Source organism: Ensifer sp. 22460, from assembly GCF_052044935.1.
Classification (GTDB): Bacteria; Pseudomonadota; Alphaproteobacteria; order Rhizobiales; family Rhizobiaceae; genus Ensifer.
This window is the reverse complement of record NZ_JBQENZ010000003.1, coordinates 158,551-177,918: the sequence shown is the minus strand read 5'-3', so window position 1 is coordinate 177,918 and position 19,368 is coordinate 158,551. Positions and strand designations below refer to the sequence as shown.

16 protein-coding genes and 1 other RNA gene are annotated in these 19,368 nt (G+C 63.5%); 16 read left to right on the top strand and 1 reads right to left on the bottom strand.

From position 1 onward, the window contains the following. Window positions 1-7 precede the first annotated feature (7 nt). From ACTJKM_RS05135 to ACTJKM_RS05065, 15 genes are all read left to right on the top strand, one after another. Window positions 8-1,198 (top strand): NAD(P)/FAD-dependent oxidoreductase, encoded by a 1,191-nt coding sequence (locus ACTJKM_RS05135; RefSeq protein WP_440659987.1) that lies wholly within the window; start codon window positions 8-10, stop codon window positions 1,196-1,198. A 105-nt stretch (window positions 1,199-1,303) separates the two neighbouring features. Further along, window positions 1,304-1,704: RNase P RNA component class A (gene rnpB / locus ACTJKM_RS05130), an RNA gene on the top strand. A 584-nt stretch (window positions 1,705-2,288) separates the two neighbouring features. Continuing rightward, window positions 2,289-2,729 carry a division/cell wall cluster transcriptional repressor MraZ gene (mraZ, locus tag ACTJKM_RS05125; RefSeq protein ID WP_057253455.1) on the top strand — a complete coding sequence of 147 codons (441 nt, stop codon included), beginning with the start codon at window positions 2,289-2,291 and terminating at the stop codon, window positions 2,727-2,729. A gap of 14 nt (window positions 2,730-2,743) precedes the next feature. Next, the gene (gene rsmH, locus ACTJKM_RS05120; RefSeq protein WP_057253457.1) at window positions 2,744-3,769 is read left to right on the top strand and encodes a 16S rRNA (cytosine(1402)-N(4))-methyltransferase RsmH; all 1,026 of its coding nucleotides are present in this window, start codon (window positions 2,744-2,746) and stop codon (window positions 3,767-3,769) included. A gap of 6 nt (window positions 3,770-3,775) precedes the next feature. Further along, window positions 3,776-4,159, top strand: coding sequence for a cell division protein FtsL (gene ftsL / locus ACTJKM_RS05115; RefSeq protein WP_057253459.1), 384 nt, complete (start codon window positions 3,776-3,778; stop codon window positions 4,157-4,159). Then, window positions 4,159-5,907 carry a peptidoglycan D,D-transpeptidase FtsI family protein gene (locus ACTJKM_RS05110; RefSeq protein ID WP_057253461.1) on the top strand — a complete coding sequence of 583 codons (1,749 nt, stop codon included), beginning with the start codon at window positions 4,159-4,161 and terminating at the stop codon, window positions 5,905-5,907. The genes ftsL and ACTJKM_RS05110 overlap by 1 nt, the downstream gene beginning before the upstream one ends. 66 nt (window positions 5,908-5,973) lie before the next feature. Beyond that, entirely contained in the window at window positions 5,974-7,437 is a 1,464-nt protein-coding gene (locus ACTJKM_RS05105; protein ID WP_093233726.1) for a UDP-N-acetylmuramoyl-L-alanyl-D-glutamate--2,6-diaminopimelate ligase, read from the top strand. Between the two features lies 1 nt (window position 7,438). Beyond that, on the top strand, window positions 7,439-8,878 hold the full coding sequence (locus ACTJKM_RS05100) for a UDP-N-acetylmuramoylalanyl-D-glutamyl-2,6-diaminopimelate--D-alanyl-D-alanine ligase (RefSeq protein WP_440659986.1): 1,440 nt from the start codon (window positions 7,439-7,441) through the stop codon (window positions 8,876-8,878). Between the two features lie 251 nt (window positions 8,879-9,129). Next, the gene (gene mraY, locus ACTJKM_RS05095; protein ID WP_057253465.1) at window positions 9,130-10,230 is read left to right on the top strand and encodes a phospho-N-acetylmuramoyl-pentapeptide-transferase; all 1,101 of its coding nucleotides are present in this window, start codon (window positions 9,130-9,132) and stop codon (window positions 10,228-10,230) included. Between the two features lie 7 nt (window positions 10,231-10,237). After that, window positions 10,238-11,629 carry a UDP-N-acetylmuramoyl-L-alanine--D-glutamate ligase gene (gene murD / locus ACTJKM_RS05090; RefSeq protein WP_093233713.1) on the top strand — a complete coding sequence of 464 codons (1,392 nt, stop codon included), beginning with the start codon at window positions 10,238-10,240 and terminating at the stop codon, window positions 11,627-11,629. Between the two features lie 103 nt (window positions 11,630-11,732). Continuing rightward, complete coding sequence (gene ftsW / locus ACTJKM_RS05085; RefSeq protein WP_057253468.1) at window positions 11,733-12,887, top strand: putative lipid II flippase FtsW; 1,155 nt, start codon at window positions 11,733-11,735, stop codon at window positions 12,885-12,887. 3 nt (window positions 12,888-12,890) lie between these two features. Next, window positions 12,891-14,015, top strand: coding sequence for an undecaprenyldiphospho-muramoylpentapeptide beta-N-acetylglucosaminyltransferase (gene murG, locus ACTJKM_RS05080; RefSeq protein ID WP_058326755.1), 1,125 nt, complete (start codon window positions 12,891-12,893; stop codon window positions 14,013-14,015). Continuing rightward, window positions 14,012-15,421 (top strand): UDP-N-acetylmuramate--L-alanine ligase, encoded by a 1,410-nt coding sequence (gene murC / locus ACTJKM_RS05075; protein ID WP_057253472.1) that lies wholly within the window; start codon window positions 14,012-14,014, stop codon window positions 15,419-15,421. Before murG ends, murC begins: the two co-directional genes overlap by 4 nt. Window positions 15,422-15,423: 2 nt before the next feature. Then, complete coding sequence (murB, locus tag ACTJKM_RS05070; RefSeq protein ID WP_440659984.1) at window positions 15,424-16,398, top strand: UDP-N-acetylmuramate dehydrogenase; 975 nt, start codon at window positions 15,424-15,426, stop codon at window positions 16,396-16,398. 29 nt (window positions 16,399-16,427) lie between these two features. Beyond that, a complete protein-coding gene (locus ACTJKM_RS05065; protein ID WP_440659982.1) occupies window positions 16,428-16,940 on the top strand; it encodes a hypothetical protein in 513 nt (170 codons plus the stop codon). A 104-nt stretch (window positions 16,941-17,044) separates the two neighbouring features. Here ACTJKM_RS05065 and ACTJKM_RS05060 read toward each other — a convergent pair whose 3' ends face one another. Further along, entirely contained in the window at window positions 17,045-18,355 is a 1,311-nt protein-coding gene (locus ACTJKM_RS05060) for an MFS transporter (RefSeq protein ID WP_440659980.1), read from the bottom strand. Window positions 18,356-18,678: 323 nt separating this feature from the next. Between ACTJKM_RS05060 and aqpZ the strand changes: the two genes are divergently transcribed. Beyond that, window positions 18,679-19,365, top strand: coding sequence for an aquaporin Z (gene aqpZ, locus ACTJKM_RS05055; RefSeq protein ID WP_440659978.1), 687 nt, complete (start codon window positions 18,679-18,681; stop codon window positions 19,363-19,365). Window positions 19,366-19,368: the final 3 nt, after the last annotated feature.

Genomic DNA, 19,368 nt, shown 5'->3' with positions numbered 1-19,368 from the left:
GACCGGCATGTCGGAAAGCTTTGATTTCATTGTCGTCGGCAAGGGCATGATGGGTGCTGCGGCCGCCCGCCACCTGGCGCTTTCGGGAGCCAAGGTCGCGCTGATCGGACCTGATGAGCCGACGGACTGGGCCAATCATACCGGCGTCTTTTCGAGCCACTACGACAATGCCCGCATCACTCGCACGATCGATGACGATCCAGTGTGGGCGTGGCTCGCCAGACGCTCGATCGAGCGTTACGGCGAAATCGAAGGCGAAAGCGGCATCGGCTTCTACCACGAAGTTGGCTGCCTGATCGCCGGCCCGGCGCCCGGATCTTCCTACGACTATATCGAGCAAGTCGAGAAGGCGCGCGACGCGCTTGGCGTCGGGGCGCCGCTCTACGATGGCGAGGCGCTGTCGCAGCGTTTTCCCTGGTTCCGTTTCGCCGATGGCACCGCCGGCGTTCACGAGAGGCGCGGAGCCGGCTACATCAACCCGCGGGCGCTGGTCGCGGCGCAAACGGTATGCGCCGAGAAGACGGGAGCCCGGATCGTGCGCAGCGAGGTCGCGACCGTATCGGAGGAGCGCGATCGTGTGGTCGTCGAGACCGTCGACGGAAAGCACTTCGCGGCGGGCCGGGTGATCGTTGCTGCCGGCGGGTTCTCGATTTCCGCAACGCTCCTGCCGCGGCCGATCGATCTCACCGTCAAGGCGCGAACCGTATTCTTTGCCGAAGTGGCAAACGGCGATCTGTCTGGTTTCGAGAGCATGCCGTCGCTGATCGGCGCGGCGCCGGAGCAGGAGAAAAGCTACTACCTGCTGCCGCCGGTCGGCTATGCGGACGGCAAGCATTACATCAAGATCGGCGGCGATCCGACCGACAGGATCCTCGAAGGCGAAGCGGCGTTGCGGCAATGGTTCCGCGGGCCGGGCAGCGCGACAACGGCGGAGCATTTGCGCGGGCTGCTGGCCGAGGTGATACCCGGCTTCCAGCCGGTCTCCACCCACTTTTCGCCCTGCGTCACCTCGTTCACCCGGCACGGACTGCCCTATATCGGCTTTGCCGAGGGGAGCCGTCTCGCCGTCGTCACCGGCGGCAATGGCCAGGCGGCGAAGAGCTCCGACGAGATCGGCCGGCTCGGCGCGGTCCTCGTGCTCAACGGCCGGATCGACGAGCCCGAATACGATGCGGATTTCTCGGTCGCGTTTCGCTAGATCGGGTGCGCCAAGACCGCACCGATCCAATCTGCCCTGTTGGCGGTTCAAAAACTCTGCCGTTTTTTCTGGCGCGCTGCGGCGGGCTGGTTTAAGGAGCGCGTGCCAGTTGGCCGGGCAGCCGCTCTCCGCAAGTGCCGAAAGGCCGCGGGGGGAGGAAAGTCCGGGCTCCACGGAAGTACGGTGCCGGATAACGTCCGGCGAGGGCGACCTCAGGGAAAGTGCCACAGAAAGCAAACCGCTCCGCTTGGCGGAGTAAGGGTGAAAGGGTGGGGTAAGAGCCCACCGCGGACATGGCGACATGGACGGCACGGCAAACCCCACCGGGAGCAAGACCGAATAGGGATGACGCGGGCGCGCAAGCGTCCAGCCTGTTTCCGGGCCAGTCATCCGGGTGGGTTGCAAGAGGCTGCGTGCAAGCGCAGTCCCAGATGAATGGCTGCCACGTTCCGTTGCCTTCGGGCTGCGGGGCCATACAGAACCCGGCTTACAGGCCAACTGGCGATTTCTCTCCGGCCGCAACTGCGTGCGGCACACGTTGATGGCGCGTTTCTTCCTGACGATTTCGCTGCGGGTGCTCTCCTTGATCTCACCGACCGGCCCTTGCAAATCGGCCCGAACCGCGCGTCGTTTTTCGCGCCAGCGACCGCTTCGGTGCAGGCGGGTTTTTCGTTGCCACTGCGCTTTCCCGTTCTGCTATGACGCGCAAACACCTCTGCACAGCCACATTGCTGCGCTCTTTCTCACATTCTGATTTTCCAACGATTTGAAGCCGTTCCGCTGTCGCATTCCCGGACGGTGGGGGTCTCTTCGTAACCCTTCGTTAAACTTAACAACCTATCAATATTTGATCAGCCCGACGGCTGTTTACGAGCTCATTCCCATTGACGCCCATATGGTCCCATGATATCCCATAATGGCACTGCGCAGGGGCTGCTTCGCGGCCCAACATCGCAAGAATCCAGTGCCTTCCGGCTTCGGAGGGTAGGCGGACATTCCGGTGTCCGGCAGGGGTGTCTTGTGTGTGCGGTTACGTGTTCTCGCGGGTCGATGATTGTGGCCCGTCAGTCTTGGGCGGCCGTTTCGCGTTATGAACCGCTTCTTGTCACATGCTGCCAATCGGATCGATGCGAAGGGGCGGGTTTCCGTTCCCTCGGCGTTTCGTTCCGTGCTGTCGGATGGGGGCGTCCGGGAGCTATACTGTTTTCAGGATTTCGTCTTCCCGGCGATCAGCGTCGGCGGGCCGGAGCTCCTGGATCGGTTCGAGAAGCAGATGGCGGCCGAGGATCCGTTTTCCTCGGAGGCCAACGAGATGTCGCTGCTCGTTCATGGGGGTGGCGTCTTCGTGAAGCTCGATCCGGAAGGCCGGTTGATGGTGACGGATTTCATCCGCGACTTCACCGGAATCTCGACCGACGTGATGTTCGTCGGGCGGGGCGATTATTTTCAGCTCTGGGAGCCGCAGGCCTTTGTCAAGGCGCAGGCGGTGGCCCGGGAAGGGCGCAAATCACGGGGGTTGCGTCCAGACTAGAATGGAGAGGCGGAATGGTGACGGAACAAGGCGGAGGTATTCCTGAAGCCGAAGGCGGACCGGTTCGTCACATTCCCGTCCTCCTGTCGGAGGTTCTCGCGGCGCTCGAGCCTGCGCCCGGCAAGGTCATCCTCGATGGCACCTTCGGTGCGGGCGGCTACAGCTCCGCAATCCTCAAGGCCGGCGCCGACGTCATCGCGCTCGACCGCGACCCGACGGCGATTGCCGCCGGCGAGAAGCAGGTCGCCGAGTGGGGCGGACGGCTGAAGCTTATTCATTCGCAGTTCTCCGAACTTGCCGCCTATGCGCCGGCCGAGGGGCTGGACGGCGTCGTGCTCGATATCGGCGTTTCCTCGATGCAGATCGATGAGGCAGAGCGCGGCTTCTCCTTCCAGAAGAAGGGGCCGCTCGACATGCGCATGTCGGCTTCGGGCGTTTCGGCCGCCGATGTCGTCAACCGTGCCAAGGTCTCCGATCTCATCCGCATCTTCGGTTTTCTCGGCGAAGAGAAGCAGGCGGGCCGCATTGCCCGCGCAATCGAGAAGCGCCGGGCCGAGCAGCCCTTCGAGACGACCCGCGACCTTGCGGGCCTGATCGAGGTGGTGACGCCGCGCAAGGCAAAAGACAAGATCCATCCGGCGACCCGCGTCTTCCAGGCGCTGCGCGTTTTCGTCAACGACGAACTCGGCGAGCTCGCTCAAGCGCTGTTTGCCGCCGAAAAGGCGCTGAAGCCAGGCGGCCGTCTTGTCGTTGTCACCTTCCATTCGCTCGAAGACCGCATCGTCAAGGCCTTCTTCCAGGATCGCTCCGGCAAGGCGAGCGGTTCGCGCCATCTGCCGATGGTTTCGGCGCGCGCGGCAACCTTCACGCCGGTTGGCAAGCCCATGGTGGCAGCCAGCGAGGAAGAAGCGTCCCTCAATCCGCGTGCCCGCTCTGCGAAGCTGCGCGCCGGCATCCGCACGCAAGCCGCGTCGCCGGGAAACGATCTATCCATTTTCAATCTGCCGGAACTGGCAAGCCTTGCACGGTTGGGGGGCTGACAAGACATGCTTCGAACGCTCGATATCGTTCTGATCGTCGTCATGACGGCCGCCGCGACGGTGACCTATACGATCAAGCATCGCGCCGAAAACAAGCTTGAGGAAGTCCGCAAGCTCGACGTGGCGATCAAGCTTGAAGAGGACACGATCGATCTGCTTCGCGCCGACTGGGCGCTCTTGACGCAGCCGAACCGGCTGGAGCGTCTGGTCGGTACCTTCGGTGCCGACCTGCAGCTTGCGCCGACGCCTTCCACACAGCTCGCCCAGCCGCAGGAACTGCCGATGCTGAAGGCGGATCTGCCGGTGCCGGAAGACAAGTCGGCGAAGGACGGTATCGCCTCGATCATCAACAAGACCGATAACATGGCAACTGGCTCGGTGGCGCGCTGATGTCGTTTCTCTCCCGCATCATGGTATTGAAGAGCAAGGCGCATTTCTCGGCAGGCGGCAACAACCGGCCGGCCGAAAGCGGCCTCAACGTCACCTTTCAAGGGACGCGCAAGAAGACCACCAATCAGGCGAAGAACCGCGTCGCCATCGTGATCGCGAGCTTCGGCATCGTCTATGCCGTCATCGGCGGGCGCCTGGTGCAATACGGCATGGCGCAGCCGGAAACGGTTTCCAGCATCGGCCGGGCCGACAACCTGATGGCCTCGCGTCCAGACATTCTCGACCGCAACGGCGAGATCCTCGCGACCGACATCCGCACCGTTTCGCTCTATGCCGAGCCGCACAAGATCGTCGATGCCGACGAGGCAGTCGAGCGCCTGTCGACGGTTCTGCCTGATATCAATGCGCGCGAAATCTACAACAAGCTGAAGTCGAAATCGCGCTTCCAGTGGCTGCGCCGCCAGTTGACCCCGAAGCAGCAGAGCGAGATCCTGGCGCTCGGCATTCCCGGCGTCGGCTTCCGTCCGGAAAAACGCCGCTTCTATCCCGGCGGCCACACCGCCGCGCATATTCTCGGCCACGTCAACATCGACAACCGCGGCGTTGCCGGCATGGAGCGCTACATCGACAGCCAGGGGCTCGCCGACCTTGCCGCGATCGGCATGACCAGCGACGCCAAGCTCGAGCCGGTGAAGCTCTCGATCGACGTGCGCGTGCAGAACATCGTGCGCGACGTTATCGACGCCGGTATGAAGAACTATCAGGCGCTGGCCGCCGGCGCCGTCGTGCTCGACGTCAACACCGGCGAAGTTCTGGCGATGGCGTCCGTTCCCGATTACGACCCGAACAAGCCGGCCGAAGGTGCGGAAGAGGGCTGGATGAACCGCATGTCGAACGGCACGTTCGAAATGGGCTCCACCTTCAAGACCTTCACCATCGCCATGGGGCTGGATTCCGGCAAGGTGACGCTCAACGACAGCTTCGACGCTTCGGCGCCGATCCGCATCGGCGGCTTCACCATCAAGGACTTCCACGGCAAGCGCCGCGTGCTGACCGTGCCTGAAATCTTCCAGTATTCGTCGAACATCGGCACGGCCAAGATCGCTGACCTCATCGGCATTCCCGGCCACAAGGAATTCCTGACGCGCATCGGTCTGCTTTCGAAGCTGCCGACCGAGCTGCCGGAGGTGAAAACCCCGACGCAGCCGCGCGAATGGAAGAAGATCAACTCGGTCACGATCTCCTTCGGCCACGGCGTCTCGACGACGCCGCTGCAGACGGCGGTTGCGGGTGCTGCACTCGTCAACGGCGGCAAGCTGATCGAGCCGACCTTCCTGCCGCGCACCGAGGAGCAGGCCAACGCAGTCGCCACGCCGGTGGTCAAGAAGAGCACTAGCGACGACATGCGCTTCCTCTTGCGCTGGAACGGCATTGCCGGCTCGGGCAAGCGTGCGCTGGTGCCGGGCTTCAACGTCGGTGGCAAGACCGGTACGGCCGACAAGGTGGTCAATGGCCGCTATGCCAGCGACCAGAACTTCAACGCCTTCCTCGCGGCCTTCCCGATCGACAACCCGAAATACATCGTGCTGACCTTCATCGACGCGCCGAAGACCGGCGAGGGTGGCGGGCGCACGGCAGGCTCGAACGCTGCTCCCATGGTTCGCGACATCATCAGCCGCTCCGCGCCGCTGCTCGGTGTCGAACCAAAGTTTGGAGAAGACGGTTCTGCCTTGCTTGTGTCTTATTAGACATGAAATGAGAAAGCGGACGATTCGCGATTCTTGCGGATCGAAATCGATGCGAGACGTGCGTTCATGAAGATCAAAGACCTGGCGGGATCGAACTTCCCGGAACTTTCGGCGCAACTGGGCGGCGCTGCCGCCGATATCGACGTTGCCGGACTGACGGCCGACAGTCGGCAGGTTCAGCCAGGGGATCTCTTCGTCGCAGTTACCGGCAGCAAGGCCAATGGCAGCACCTATATCGCCGACGCGCTGAAGCGCGGCGCGGTCGCCGTCGTCACCGAAGCGGGCTCGGATGTCGATGCCTCGTCGGCGCCGGTCCTGAAGCTCTCTGAACCCCGCGCTTTCCTGGCGCGCGCCGCTGCCGCCTTCTATGGCCGCCAGCCGGAAACCATGGTCGCCGTGACCGGCACCGCCGGCAAGACCTCGGTCGCCTCCTTCACCCGCCAGATCTGGGCGCATTCGGGCTTTGCGGCCGCGATGATCGGCACGACCGGTGTCGTGGCTCCCGGCCGCAACGATTACGGCTCGCTGACGACGCCCGATCCGGTGTCGCTGCACAAGCTCCTGGCCGAGCTTGCCGATACCGGCGTCACCCATGCGGCAATGGAAGCCTCCAGCCACGGCCTCGACCAGAGCCGTCTCGACGGCGTGCGCCTTTCGGCCGCCGCTTTCACCAATCTCGGCCGCGACCACATGGACTATCATCCGACGGTCGAGCACTACATGGCCTCCAAGATGCGGCTGTTCAATTCCCTGCTGCCGAAGGGTGCGCCGGCGGTGATCTTTGCCGACGACCAATGGTCGGAGCAGGCGATCGCCGCCGCCCGCAAGGCGAAGCTCGACGTGCGCACGGTCGGCCGCAAGGGCGATTTCATCTCGCTGAAGCGGGTCGAGCACTTCCGCCACAAGCAATCGGCCGAAGTGCATGTCGGCGACGACATCTTCGAAATCCACATTCCGCTCGCCGGCGATTTCCAGGTGGCGAACGCGCTGGTCGCGGCAGGCCTTGCGATGTCGACCGGCATCAGCGCCAAGGCTGCCTTCTCGGCGCTTGAGAAGCTGCAAGGCGCCTCCGGCCGCCTCGAGCTGGTCGGCCAGACCAAGGATGGCGCGCTCGCCTATGTCGACTATGCCCACAAGCCGGATGCGCTGGAAAACGTGCTGGCCTCGGTGCGTCCGTTCACGACCGGCCGCGTCGTCGTGGTCTTCGGCTGCGGCGGCGACCGCGACAAGGGCAAGCGCCCGATCATGGGCGAGATCGCGACAAGGCTTGCCGATGTGACGATCGTGACCGACGACAATCCGCGTTCGGAGATCCCCGAGGTGATCCGCGCCGAAATCATGACTGCTGCCAAGGGCGCAATCGAGATCGGCGACCGCGCCCAGGCGATCCGCACGGCGGTCGGCATGCTGAAGACCGGCGACACGCTGATCGTTGCCGGGAAGGGACATGAGGAGGGCCAGACGGTCGGCTCCGTGACGCTGCCCTTCTCGGATCATGCGGAGGTCCGCAAGGCATTGGGAGGCTTGTGATTTGAACTGGCTCTGGACAAGCAGCGATCTCCTGGCCGCGATGAACGGCCGGCCTGTCGGCAACCTGCCGGAAGGCATCAGCGGGATCTCGATTGACAGCCGCTCGATCGGCAAGGGCGAAGCTTTCTTTGCGATCAAGGGCGATCGCGTCGACGGCCACGACTATGCCGGCATTGCGCTCGCCAATGGCGCGGCAGTGCTGGTCGTCAGCGAAGGCAAGCTGCCGGCGCTCGGACGCCTCAATGCGCCGATGATCGTCGTCGACGACGTTCTCGAAGCGATGATCCGGCTGGGTTGCGCGGCGCGCGACCGCAGCGCCGCCAAGATCATCGCCGTCACCGGTTCGGTCGGCAAGACGACGACCAAGGAGATGCTGCGCCATGTGCTCAAGCCCCAGGGCCGCGTGCATGCTTCGGTCGCATCCTTCAATAATCACTGGGGCGTGCCGCTGACGCTCGCACGCATGCCCGAGGCAACCGACTTCGGCATCTTCGAGATCGGCATGAACCATCCGGGCGAGATCCGGCCGTTGACTGCCATGGTACGGCCGCACGTGGCCATGGTGACGAGCATCGCCGCCGCCCACCTCGGCAACTTCAAGAGCCTCGATGAGATCGCCGAGGCCAAGGCCGAGATCTTCGAAGGTGTCGTCAATGGCGGCCATGCGCTGATCATTCACGACAGCCCTCAATACAAGCTTCTGGAAAATGCCGCGGCTACGGCCGGCGTCAGCCACATCCATTCCTTCGGCGCCAATCCCAAGGCCGAATTCCGCCTGGTCGAATACAGTGGCGGTCCGGAAGGCTCCATTCTCTGGGCCGGCATCGGTGGTCGGACGCTGGAAGTGGCGATCGGCGCGCCCGGACGGCACATTGCCGAGAACTCGGTGGCCGTTCTGGCAGCGGTGAAGCTTGCCGGCGGCGATCTCGACTATGCGGCTTCGGCCCTTGCGACCATGCAGGCGGAAACGGGCAGGGGGCGACGCCATACGCTAGTGATCGGCACCGGCACGCTGAAGGTGATCGACGAGAGCTACAATGCCAATCCGAGCTCGATGCGGGCGGCGATCGCGCTCCTGCGCGACAGCGAACCGCCGGTCGGCGGCCGCCGCATCGCCGTGCTCGGCGACATGCTGGAAATGGGCGAACACGCCGTCGAGGTGCATGCCGCACTCGCCCGTCCGCTCGTCGAAGCCGGTATCACCGATGTCTGGCTTGCCGGACCTTTGATGGCGCATCTCCGTGATGCGCTACCTGCAGAAGTTTCGGTGATCTACCGCGAGAGCGTCGAGGACCTGAAGACGTATGCGTTGGCCGCCGTCGCGCCCGGCGATGTCATCATGATCAAGTCGTCGAAGGGGACCGGCTGCGCCAAGATCGTGCAGGCGCTGATCGAGACCTATCCGGCAGCGGATGCCGAGGGACCTGAAGCCGAGGAATAAGCCGGCGACACCACCCATGATGGGCGCGGTGGATATAGCCTGGGGTTAGGTGGGCGCGCCCGAACACTTTCGCATGCTGCTGCATAACTCCTTAAATCGGAATCGATTTGGGGGAAAAATTATGCAGCGGATCACAATGTTGCAGCGACCTTTGCGCGTCTAGTTAGACGCGCGGCGCTGTAATGCGTATCGTTTTTCAGATGATTCTGTTGGACGACGTCTATTACTAAACCTTTGGGGAAAGGTCCCTTATGCTCATTTGGCTCGTGGAACTGGCGGACCACTTTCAGTTTTTCAATCTTTTTCGCTACATCACCTTCCGCACCGGCGCGGCGCTCTTCACCTCGGCCATGATCGTCTTCCTGTTCGGCCCTGCAATGATCGCTTCGCTGCGCATCCGCCAGGGCAAGGGCCAGCCGATCCGCGCCGACGGGCCGCAGACGCATTTCAAGAAGGCCGGCACGCCGACCATGGGCGGCCTGATGATTCTGGCCGGCATCGTCGTCTCGTCGCTGCTCTGGGCCGATCTTTCCAGCGTCTACGTGGTCTCGACCCTGCTCGTCACCCTCGGTTTCGGCGCCATCGGCTTCTATGACGACTACCTCAAGGTCACCAAGCAGTCGGACAAGGGCTTTTCCGGCAAGGCGCGCCTCGGCTTCGAATTCATCATCGCAGCGATTGCGGTGTTCTTCATGATGCAGGCGTCGCTTTCGAGCGGTACCGCCGGCTCGACCTTCGGCTCCTCGGTCACGTTCCCCTTCTTCAAGGACCTGGTGATCAATCTCGGCTATTTCTTCGTGCTGTTCGGTGGCTTCGTTATCGTCGGCGCCGGCAATGCCGTGAACCTGACGGACGGTCTCGACGGCCTTGCGATCGTGCCGGTCATGATCGCCGCCGCTGCCTTCGGCCTGATCGCCTATCTCGCCGGTAACGCGGTCTTTGCCAACTACCTGCAGATCCATTTCGTGCCCGGCACCGGCGAGCTTGCCGTCATCCTCGGCGCCGTCATCGGCGCCGGCCTCGGCTTCCTCTGGTTCAACGCGCCGCCAGCCGCGATATTCATGGGCGACACCGGGTCGCTCGCGCTCGGCGGCCTGATCGGCACCGTTGCCGTTGCCGTCAAGCATGAGATCGTCATGGTCATCATCGGCGGCCTCTTCGTGATGGAAACCCTGTCGGTGATCATCCAGGTGTTCTGGTTCAAGCGCACCGGCCGCCGCGTCTTCCTGATGGCGCCGATCCACCACCACTTCGAAAAGAAGGGCTGGACGGAAAGCCAGGTCGTGATCCGTTTCTGGATCATCGCCGTCATCCTGGCGATGGTCGGCCTCTCCACCCTCAAGCTGCGGTGAGCGGACGATGATCCCGGTCACCACATTCAGCGGTGGGAAGGTCGCTCTTTTCGGGCTCGGCGGCTCGGGGCTTGCGACAGCGCAGGCGTTGGTCGCGGGTGGCGCGGACGTCACCGCGTGGGACGACAACCCGGACAGCGTCGCCAAGGCTTCCGCCGCGGGGGTGCCGACGGCGGACCTGCGCACGGTCGAGTGGTCCGGCTTTGCCGCCTTCGTGCTTTCGCCGGGCGTGCCGCTCACCCATCCGAAGCCGCACTGGACGGTGGATCTCGCCCATGCTTCGGGCGTCGAGATCATCGGCGACGTCGAGCTCTTCGTGCGCGAACGCCGCGCCCATGCGCCCGATTGCCCGTTCATCGCGATTACCGGCACCAACGGCAAGTCGACGACAACGGCGCTGATCGCGCATATCCTGAAGGAAAGCGGTCGCGACACCCAGCTCGGCGGCAATATCGGCACGGCGGTTCTGACGCTCGATCCGCCCAAGGCCGGCCGCTTCTACGTGGTCGAGTGCTCGTCCTACCAGATCGATCTGGCGCCGACTCTCAACCCGAGCGCCGGCATTCTCCTGAACCTCACGCCCGACCACCTCGATCGCCACGGCACGATGCAGCACTACGCCGACATCAAGGAGCGGCTGGTCGCCGGCAGCGGCACGGCCATCGTCGGCGTCGACGACAGCTTCTCGGCCCTGATCGCCGACCGGGTGGAGCGCGCGGGCACGAAGACGGTCCGAATCTCGCGCCGCCATGTGCTTGCCAATGGTCTTTATGCCGAAGGCTCGCGCATCCTGAAGGCAGAAGGCGGCACGTCCAGCCTGTTCGTCGATCTCGACGGTATTCAGACTTTGCGCGGCGGCCACAACGCCCAGAACGCGGCCGCTGCCATTGCCGCCTGCCTCGCAGTTGGCGTCAGCGCGGTGGAGATCCGCGACGGGCTGAAGAGCTTCCCCGGTCTCAAGCACCGCATGCAGCCGGTTGGGCGTAAGGGCGCGGTCGTGTTCGTCAACGATAGCAAGGCGACCAATGCCGACGCGGCAGCGCCGGCGCTTTCGAGCTATGAGCGCATCTACTGGATTGCCGGCGGTCTACCGAAGGAAGGGGGCATCACGACGCTTGCGCCCTTCTTCCCGAAGATCGTCAAGGCCTATCTGATCGGCGAGGCGGCGCCTGCCTTTGCGGCGACGCTCGGCGAGGCGGTTCCTTACGAAATTTCGGGCACGCTGGAGCAGGCGGTGGCGCATGCGGCCGCAGAGGCAGGCAAGGACGAAGCCGGCCCTTCGGCGGTGATGTTATCCCCGGCTTGCGCAAGCTTCGACCAGTATAAGAACTTCGAGGTGCGCGGCGATGCGTTTGTCGGCCATGTGCGCGCGATCGATGGCGTGACGATGCTGATTTAGTCCGTCACCGTCAGGCTGGTGCTGAAGGCACCGGTCGAAACGGAAGCGGGTGCAGGTATTCGGACGTGGGGCGCAAGAGGCGCCGGAGAAGGGGACTGACAAGATGGTAAGCCGAGCCGAACGTGGCCCCGTGGCCGACTGGTTCTGGACGATCGACAGGTTCTTTCTGGCGACCTTCATCCTGTTGATGGGCGTCGGCTTCATGCTGTCCTTCGCCGCAAGCCCCGCCGTCGCCGAGCGCATCGGCCTCGACAGCTTCCACTTCGTCAAGCGTCACGCGCTCTTCCTCTTGCCGTCACTGGTGGTGATGGTCGGTATCTCGTTCCTCTCGCCGCGCCAGGTCAGGCGCGCTGCGATCCTGCTTCTCGGCGGCTCGCTCGCGATGATGGTGCTGGTGCTCTTCATCGGCGAGGAGGTGAAGGGCTCGATGCGCTGGCTTTCCATCGCCGGCATCTCGATCCAGCCCTCGGAATTCATGAAGCCGGCCTTTGTCGTCGTCTGCGCCTGGCTCTTCTCCGAACATGCGCGCCAACCGGAAATCCCCGGCAATCTCTTTGCCATCCTGCTCTTCGGCATCGTCGCAGCGCTTCTCGTCGCCCAGCCCGACCTTGGCCAGACGATCCTGACGACCGCGGTCTGGGGCGGCATGTTCTTCATGGCCGGCATGCCCTGGCTGTGGATCATCCTGCTCGGCGGTGCTGCGCTCGGCGGTTTCTTCGTCGCCTATACGATGCTGCCGCACGTGGCGGCCCGTATCGACAAGTTCCTGACCGGCGAGGGCGACACCTTCCAGATGGATACCGCACGCGAGGCGATCATTCGCGGCGACTGGTTCGGCCGGGGTCCTGGCGAAGGCATCGTCAAGCGCATCATCCCGGACAGCCATACCGACTTCGTCTTTTCCGTTGCGGCCGAGGAATTCGGCATCGTCTTTTGCATGGTCATCGTGCTGATCTTCGCCTTCCTGGTGATGCGCGGCCTCAACCATGCCTTCCGCGAACGCAACGACTTCAACCGGTTCGCCGTTGCCGGCCTGGTTCTCCAGATCGGCATCCAGTCGATGATCAACATCGGCGTGAACCTCGAACTGCTCCCGGCCAAGGGCATGACCCTGCCGCTGATCTCCTATGGTGGCTCGTCCATGGTGGCGATCTGCGTCACTGCCGGCTTCATCCTGGCTTTGACTCGTCACCGTCCGGAGAAGCGCGCCGTGGAGCGCAGCCTGTTTCGGTCCGGCATTGGTGTGCCGGCGGAGTAAAACATGACTAAAGGCATCATCCTGCTCGCCGCCGGCGGTACCGGCGGCCACCTGTTTCCGGCGGAGGCGCTGGCCCACGAACTGAAGGCCAATGGCTATTCGGTCCATCTCGTCACCGACAGCCGCGCAGAGCGTTATGCCGGCAAGTTCCCGGCCGACGAGGTGCATGTCGTGCCCTCGGCGACGATCGGCTCGAAGAACCCGATCAGTGTTGCGAAGTCGCTGTGGACGCTGTGGACCGGCATGCGTGCGGCGCGCAAGCTGATCGCGCGGCTGAAGCCCAAGGCTGTCGTCGGCTTCGGCGGCTATCCGACCGTTCCGCCGCTGCTTGCCGCCACCGGCATGGGCGTGCCGTCGATCATCCACGAGCAGAATGCCGTCATGGGCCGGGCCAACAAGGCACTGGCTTCGCGCGTCAAGGCGATCGCCGGCGGCTTCCTGCCGGAGGGTACGGGCGCCTTTGCTGCGAAGACCGTGACAACCGGCAATCCGGTGCGCCCGGCCGTGCTGGCCGCTGCCAATTCGCCCTATGCCGCCGCCAGCGGCGACGCGCCGTTCCATCTTGTCGTCTTCGGCGGCAGCCAGGGCGCGCAATATTTCTCCAAGGCAGTCCCGCAGGCGATCTGCCGGCTCGAGGACGACGTTCGTCAGCGGTTCCAGGTCACCCAGCAGGCGCGCCCGGAAGACAGGGACGGCGTGATCGCCACTTACGAGAAGCTTGGCGTACCGGCCGAGGTTTCGCCGTTCTTCACCGACATGGCCGAGCGCATCGCCGGTGCGCAACTCGTCATCTGCCGCTCCGGCGCCTCGACGGTTTCCGAGCTTGCGGTCATCGGTCGCCCGGCGATCCTGGTGCCCTATCCCTATGCGCTCGACCACGATCAGGCGGCCAATGCCGCAGCACTCGCCGCCAAGGGTGGCGCGCGGGTGATCGCTCAAGGTGAACTCACGGCCGACCGCCTTGCAGGCATCCTCAAGGATGCGATCGGCAACCCGCAATCGCTCGCCCAGATGGCGGCAAACGCCCGGGAAACCGGCAAGCCGGACGCAGCAAGCTTGCTTGCATCCCTCGTAGAGGCTATTGCCAGCGGTTTGACAGTCGAGAAATTCAGGGAAACACGCTCATGAAAATGCCGAAAACCATCGGGCTGGTCCATTTCATCGGTATCGGCGGCATCGGCATGAGCGGCATCGCCGAGGTCCTTCACAATCTCGGCCACCGCGTGCAGGGTTCCGACCAGGCCGACAGCGCCAATGTGCAGCGCTTGCGCGCCAAGGGCATCGAGGTCTTCGTCGGCCACAAGGCCGAAAATCTCGGCGACGCCGAAGTGATCGTCGTTTCGACCGCGATCAAGAAGGACAATCCGGAACTGATCGTCGCCCGCGAGAAATTCCTTCCCGTCGTGCGTCGCGCCGAAATGCTCGCCGAGCTCATGCGCTTCCGCAACGCGATCGCGATCGGCGGTACGCATGGCAAGACGACGACGACTTCCATGGTTGCGGCGCTGCTCGAAGCCGGCAATCTCGACCCGACGGTCATCAACGGCGGCATCATCAATGCCTATGGCACCAATGCCCGCATGGGCGAGGGCGAGTGGATGGTGGTGGAGGCCGACGAATCCGATGGCACTTTCCTGAAGCTGCCGGCCGATGTGGCCGTCGTCACCAATATCGACCCCGAACATCTCGACCACTACGGCAATTTCGACGCGGTGCGCGCCGCCTTCCGACAGTTCGTCGAGAACGTGCCGTTCTACGGTTTCGGCGTGCTCTGCCTCGATCATCCGGAAGTGCAGACCATGGTCGGCAATATCGAGGACCGCAAGGTCGTGACCTACGGCGAGAACCCGCAGGCCGACGTGCGTTTCCACAACATCCGCATGGAGAACGGCACCTCGATCTTCGACATCGAGATCCGCCGTCGCCGCACCGGTCAGGTGATCCCGATGAAGGATCTGCGCCTGCCGATGCCCGGGCGCCACAACGTATCGAACGCGACTGCGGCGATTGCGGTTGCGCAGCGCCTCGGCATCAGCCCGGAAGCGATCGCCAGGGGGCTTGCCTCTTTCAGCGGCGTCAAGCGCCGCTTCACGCTGACCGGCGAATGGAACGGCGTGCGCGTCTATGACGACTACGGCCACCATCCGGTCGAGATCAAGGCGGTCTTAAGGGCCGCGCGCGAGGCCTGCCAGGGGCGAATCATCGCCGTGCACCAGCCGCATCGCTACTCGCGCCTTTCGAGCCTGTTCCAGGAATTCTCCGCCTGCTTCAACGATGCCGACACGATCCTGATCGCGCCGGTCTATGCGGCCGGCGAAGAAGCGATACCGGGCGCGACGGCCGAGGAGCTGGTGGATCGCATCAAGGCCGGCGGCCATCGCGACGCCCGTTACGTCTCCGGTCCGGAAGCGATTGCGCCGGTTGTCAGCAAGATTGCACAGCCCGGCGATTTTGTGGTTCTCTTGGGGGCTGGCAGCATCACCTACTGGGCGGCTGCCCTGCCTAAGGAACTCGCGGATATTTCAGGAATTTGAGCATGAAACAGGTCAACGGTCAGAAACTACTGGAATCGCTCGGAAGCGGTGTCAGCGCTGTGCGCGGCCGCATCACGCCCGACGCGCCGATGGATCGCGTCACCTGGTTCCGCGCTGGCGGTCTTGCCGAGCTGATGTTCCAGCCGCACGATACGGATGATCTCGTCACCTTCCTGAAGCTGGTTCCGGCCGAAGTGCCGGTCATGGTCGTCGGCGTCGGCTCGAACCTGCTCGTGCGCGACGGTGGCATTCCCGGCGTCGTCATCCGTCTCTCGGCCAAGGGTTTCGGCGATCTCGAGCTCGTCGGTGAAAGCCGCATCAAGGCCGGTGCCATCTGCCCGGACAAGAACATTGCGGCCATGGCGCTCGATCACGGCATCGGCGGCTTCTACTTCTTCTACGGCATCCCCGGCTCGCTCGGCGGCGCACTGCGCATGAACGCCGGCGCCAACGGCACGGAGACCCGTGAGCGTGTCGTCGAGGTCCATGCGGTCGACCGCAAGGGCAACCAGCATGTGCTGTCGAATGCCGATATGGGCTACGCCTATCGCCATTCGTCGGCACCAAAGGATCTGATCTTCACCCATGCGGTCTTCGAAGGTTACGCCGAGGACAAGAACAAGATCCGCACCGACATGGATGCGGTGCGTCAACATCGCGAAACGGTCCAACCGATCCGCGAAAAGACCGGCGGTTCGACCTTCAAGAACCCGGAGGGCCACTCGGCCTGGAAGTTGATCGACGAAGCCGGGTGCCGGGGGCTCATGGTCGGCAGCGCGCAGATGTCGCCGCTGCACTGCAATTTCATGATCAATACCGGCCAGGCGACCGGCTACGAGCTCGAATATCTCGGCGAAACCGTGCGCCGGCAGGTGCTCGAACATTCGGGCGTCCGGCTCGAATGGGAAATCAAGCGCATCGGCACCTTCATGCCGGGCTACGAGATCAAGGAATTCCTCGGCCGCGGCATCGCCTGAGGCTGTTGCGAGGATGTTTTGGAGAGGCCGTGGCGGCGACGCTGCGGCCTTTCGTTTATCTGGCAGGCGGCATCGCCGCGCTTTTTGGAAGGACTATGGAACAAGAAACTCTGGCCCAAATTTCGGCCGCACTGAATGCGGGCTCGACGAATTACTCCGTCTTCCTGAGGCTGTACGAGGTGCAGCCTGTCCATCCGGTAGATTCAGACGCACTTGTGCAGATGGCGCTAGGGACAGGGGCCGAACTGGGCGGAATCGAACAAATTCAGCCTGAGCTCGTGTGGCCAACAGTGAAGGACGCTCTGCTCTATGCAGGGGATGCCGGCGCTGGTCCGTCCGACCTGGTACTCAAATCCGGAAAATTCAGATCGCTGATCGATCTTTTGGGGGAGCAGATCCATGCGATGGTCAAGGGCTCGACCATGATCGAGTCCTTCTGGCTTAGGAGCGGACATCCGGCCTATCCCGTGTTTTGTGACTTCGCGCTTATCTTCCGGCATGAGGAAGGTGCAGCCATCTTCATTGGCGCGAGTTCAGACTAGGCGGAGGTTTTGCCGACAAAGCCTGCCAAAAAGGAGAGCCGCAGCGTTGCCACTGCGGCTCTTCTTGTTTGTGGTCAGCCGCGCGTTGCGCGGCCAGTCCGATATCAGGCCGAAACCTCGTCTTCCGTCGACAGCACGAGGCAAAGCAGCGTGATGGCGGCGGCTGCCAGCAGGTAGTAGCCGACGTAATCCAGGCTGTAGTTGGTGGCGAGCCAGGTGGCGATGTAGGGCGCCAGAGACGCGCCGAAGATGCCGGCGAGATTAAAGGTCATCGACGCGCCGGTGTAGCGCACCGAGGTCGGGAAGGGGGCGGCAAGGGCTGCGCCGATCGGGCCATAGGTCAGGCCCATGAGGCCGAGGCCGATGATCGAGAACAGGAAGGCGCCGCCAAGGCCGCCGGCAAGCAGCGGGGCCATGAACAGGCCGAAGACGCCGATGCCGATGGTGGTGACGATCAGGATCAGGCGGCGGCCGAACCGGTCCGAAAGGATGCCGGCGACCGGGATCATCAGGCCGAAGAAGACGACGCCGGTCATCTGTACGACGAGGAACTGCTCGCGCGAGTAGCCGAGCTTTGCCGTGCCCCAGGAGAGCGAGAACACCGTCATCAGATAGAACAGCACGAAGGTCGCGAGCGCCACGAAGGTGCCGAGAACGAGGCTGCGCTTGTGGAAGCGGAAGATCTCGGCGATCGGAACCTGCACGCGCTCGTGCTTGTCGACAGCCTTCTGGAACTCCGGCGTCTCGGTGATCTTCAGGCGGACATAGAGGCCGACGGCGACCAAGAGGATGCTGGCGATGAAGGGTACGCGCCAGCCCCAGGCGAGGAAGGCTTCGTCGCTCATGACTTCGCCGAGGATGAGGAAGGTGCCGGCCGACAGGATGAAGCCGATCGGGGCGCCGAGCTGCGGGAACATGGCGTACCAGCTGCGCTTGCCCTCGGGCGCGTTTTCAGTGGCGAGCAGCACCGCGCCGCCCCATTCGCCGCCGAGGCCGAGGCCCTGGCCGAAACGGCAAAGGGCCAGGAGCAGGGGCGCTGCGACGCCGATCGTCGCATAGGTCGGCAAAAGGCCGATCACGACGGTGGATATGCCCATGGTCATCAGTGCCGCCACGAGCGTCGCCTTGCGGCCAACCTTGTCGCCGAAATGGCCGAAGATCACGGCGCCGAAGGGGCGGGCGAAGAAGGCGATCGAGAAGGTCGCGAAGGATTGCAGCATCGCCGAGGTCGGATCGGCCGAGGGGAAGAAGAGATGCGGGAAAACCAGCACCGCGGCGGTGGCGTAAACGTAGAAGTCGAAGAATTCGATGGTCGTGCCGACGAGGCTTGCGAACAGCACCCGGGCAGGGGAGTTCACTGCCGCGTGCTTCGATGCATTGTCCTTCGGCGACAGGGAGGTTGTCGCGTCTGTCATTATCATGGTTCCTGATATGGATTTCATACCGTCTTGGGAGGCGGATGAGGCCTATTAACGCAAGTTTTGGTATGGCGAAACCCGGAAGCCGTAAGAAATGCGAACGATATTGGCGTCATGCGCAGCATTATTCCGCTGGTGCATGGCTCTCTGCGGCAGAGGTTGGGTCTGCCTGTTCCTTGGGCAATATATTGAGCAGCGCTTGGTCGATTTCACCTTTTGCGCGCGTTTGACATCGCCTTACAACCCATCTTGACCGGAATCAAATTGTGGCAAACTCTGGGCACTTGAAGCGATCGGCTTCGTTTTTCAGGAGCGAATGCATGTTCAAAAGGCTTTCTGCGGAATTTCTGGGTACATTCTGGCTCGTTTTCGGCGGTTGCGGCAGCGCGGTGCTGGCGGCTGCCTTTCCTGAGGTCGGCATCGGCCTGCTCGGCGTTTCTTTTGCTTTTGGTCTCACCGTACTCACCATGGCCTATGCGGTCGGCGGCATCTCCGGTGGACACTTCAATCCGGCCGTTTCGGTTGGGCTGATGGTCGCCGGCAAGTTTCCGTCCCACAAGCTCGTCGGCTACGTTGTCTCCCAGGTGCTGGGCGCGATCGCCGCTGCCGGCGTGCTCTATCTGATCGCCAGCGGCAAGGCCGGTTTCCAGCTCGGTGGCTTTGCAGCCAACGGCTATGGCGAACACTCACCGGGCGGCTATTCGCTGACATCAGCGCTCGCTGCCGAGGTCATGCTGACCTTCTTCTTCCTGTTCATCATTCTCGGCTCCACCCATGGCCGCGTGCCGGCCGGCTTCGCGCCGATCGCCATCGGCCTGGCGCTCACCCTTATTCACCTGGTCTCGATCCCGGTGACGAACACTTCGGTCAACCCGGCCCGCTCAACGGGGCAGGCGCTCTTCGTCGGCGATTGGGCGCTGGCACAGCTGTGGCTTTTCTGGGTGGCGCCGATCGTCGGTGCGGCAATCGCCGGCATCGTCTGGAAGATCGTCGGCGACGACGACTGAGCG

Coding starts and splice junctions, on each gene's coding strand:
- ftsW (WP_057253468.1), top strand. CDS start 11,733: ATGGTAAGCCGAGCCGAACGTGGCCCCGTGGCCGACTGGTTCTGGACG.
- rsmH (WP_057253457.1), top strand. CDS start 2,744: ATGGTGACGGAACAAGGCGGAGGTATTCCTGAAGCCGAAGGCGGACCG.
- aqpZ (WP_440659978.1), top strand. CDS start 18,679: ATGTTCAAAAGGCTTTCTGCGGAATTTCTGGGTACATTCTGGCTCGTT.
- ACTJKM_RS05060 (WP_440659980.1), bottom strand. CDS start 18,355: ATGACAGACGCGACAACCTCCCTGTCGCCGAAGGACAATGCATCGAAG.
- ftsL (WP_057253459.1), top strand. CDS start 3,776: ATGCTTCGAACGCTCGATATCGTTCTGATCGTCGTCATGACGGCCGCC.
- mraZ (WP_057253455.1), top strand. CDS start 2,289: ATGAACCGCTTCTTGTCACATGCTGCCAATCGGATCGATGCGAAGGGG.
- murB (WP_440659984.1), top strand. CDS start 15,424: ATGAAACAGGTCAACGGTCAGAAACTACTGGAATCGCTCGGAAGCGGT.
- ACTJKM_RS05105 (WP_093233726.1), top strand. CDS start 5,974: ATGAAGATCAAAGACCTGGCGGGATCGAACTTCCCGGAACTTTCGGCG.
- mraY (WP_057253465.1), top strand. CDS start 9,130: ATGCTCATTTGGCTCGTGGAACTGGCGGACCACTTTCAGTTTTTCAAT.
- murC (WP_057253472.1), top strand. CDS start 14,012: ATGAAAATGCCGAAAACCATCGGGCTGGTCCATTTCATCGGTATCGGC.
- murG (WP_058326755.1), top strand. CDS start 12,891: ATGACTAAAGGCATCATCCTGCTCGCCGCCGGCGGTACCGGCGGCCAC.
- ACTJKM_RS05110 (WP_057253461.1), top strand. CDS start 4,159: ATGTCGTTTCTCTCCCGCATCATGGTATTGAAGAGCAAGGCGCATTTC.
- murD (WP_093233713.1), top strand. CDS start 10,238: ATGATCCCGGTCACCACATTCAGCGGTGGGAAGGTCGCTCTTTTCGGG.
- ACTJKM_RS05135 (WP_440659987.1), top strand. CDS start 8: ATGTCGGAAAGCTTTGATTTCATTGTCGTCGGCAAGGGCATGATGGGT.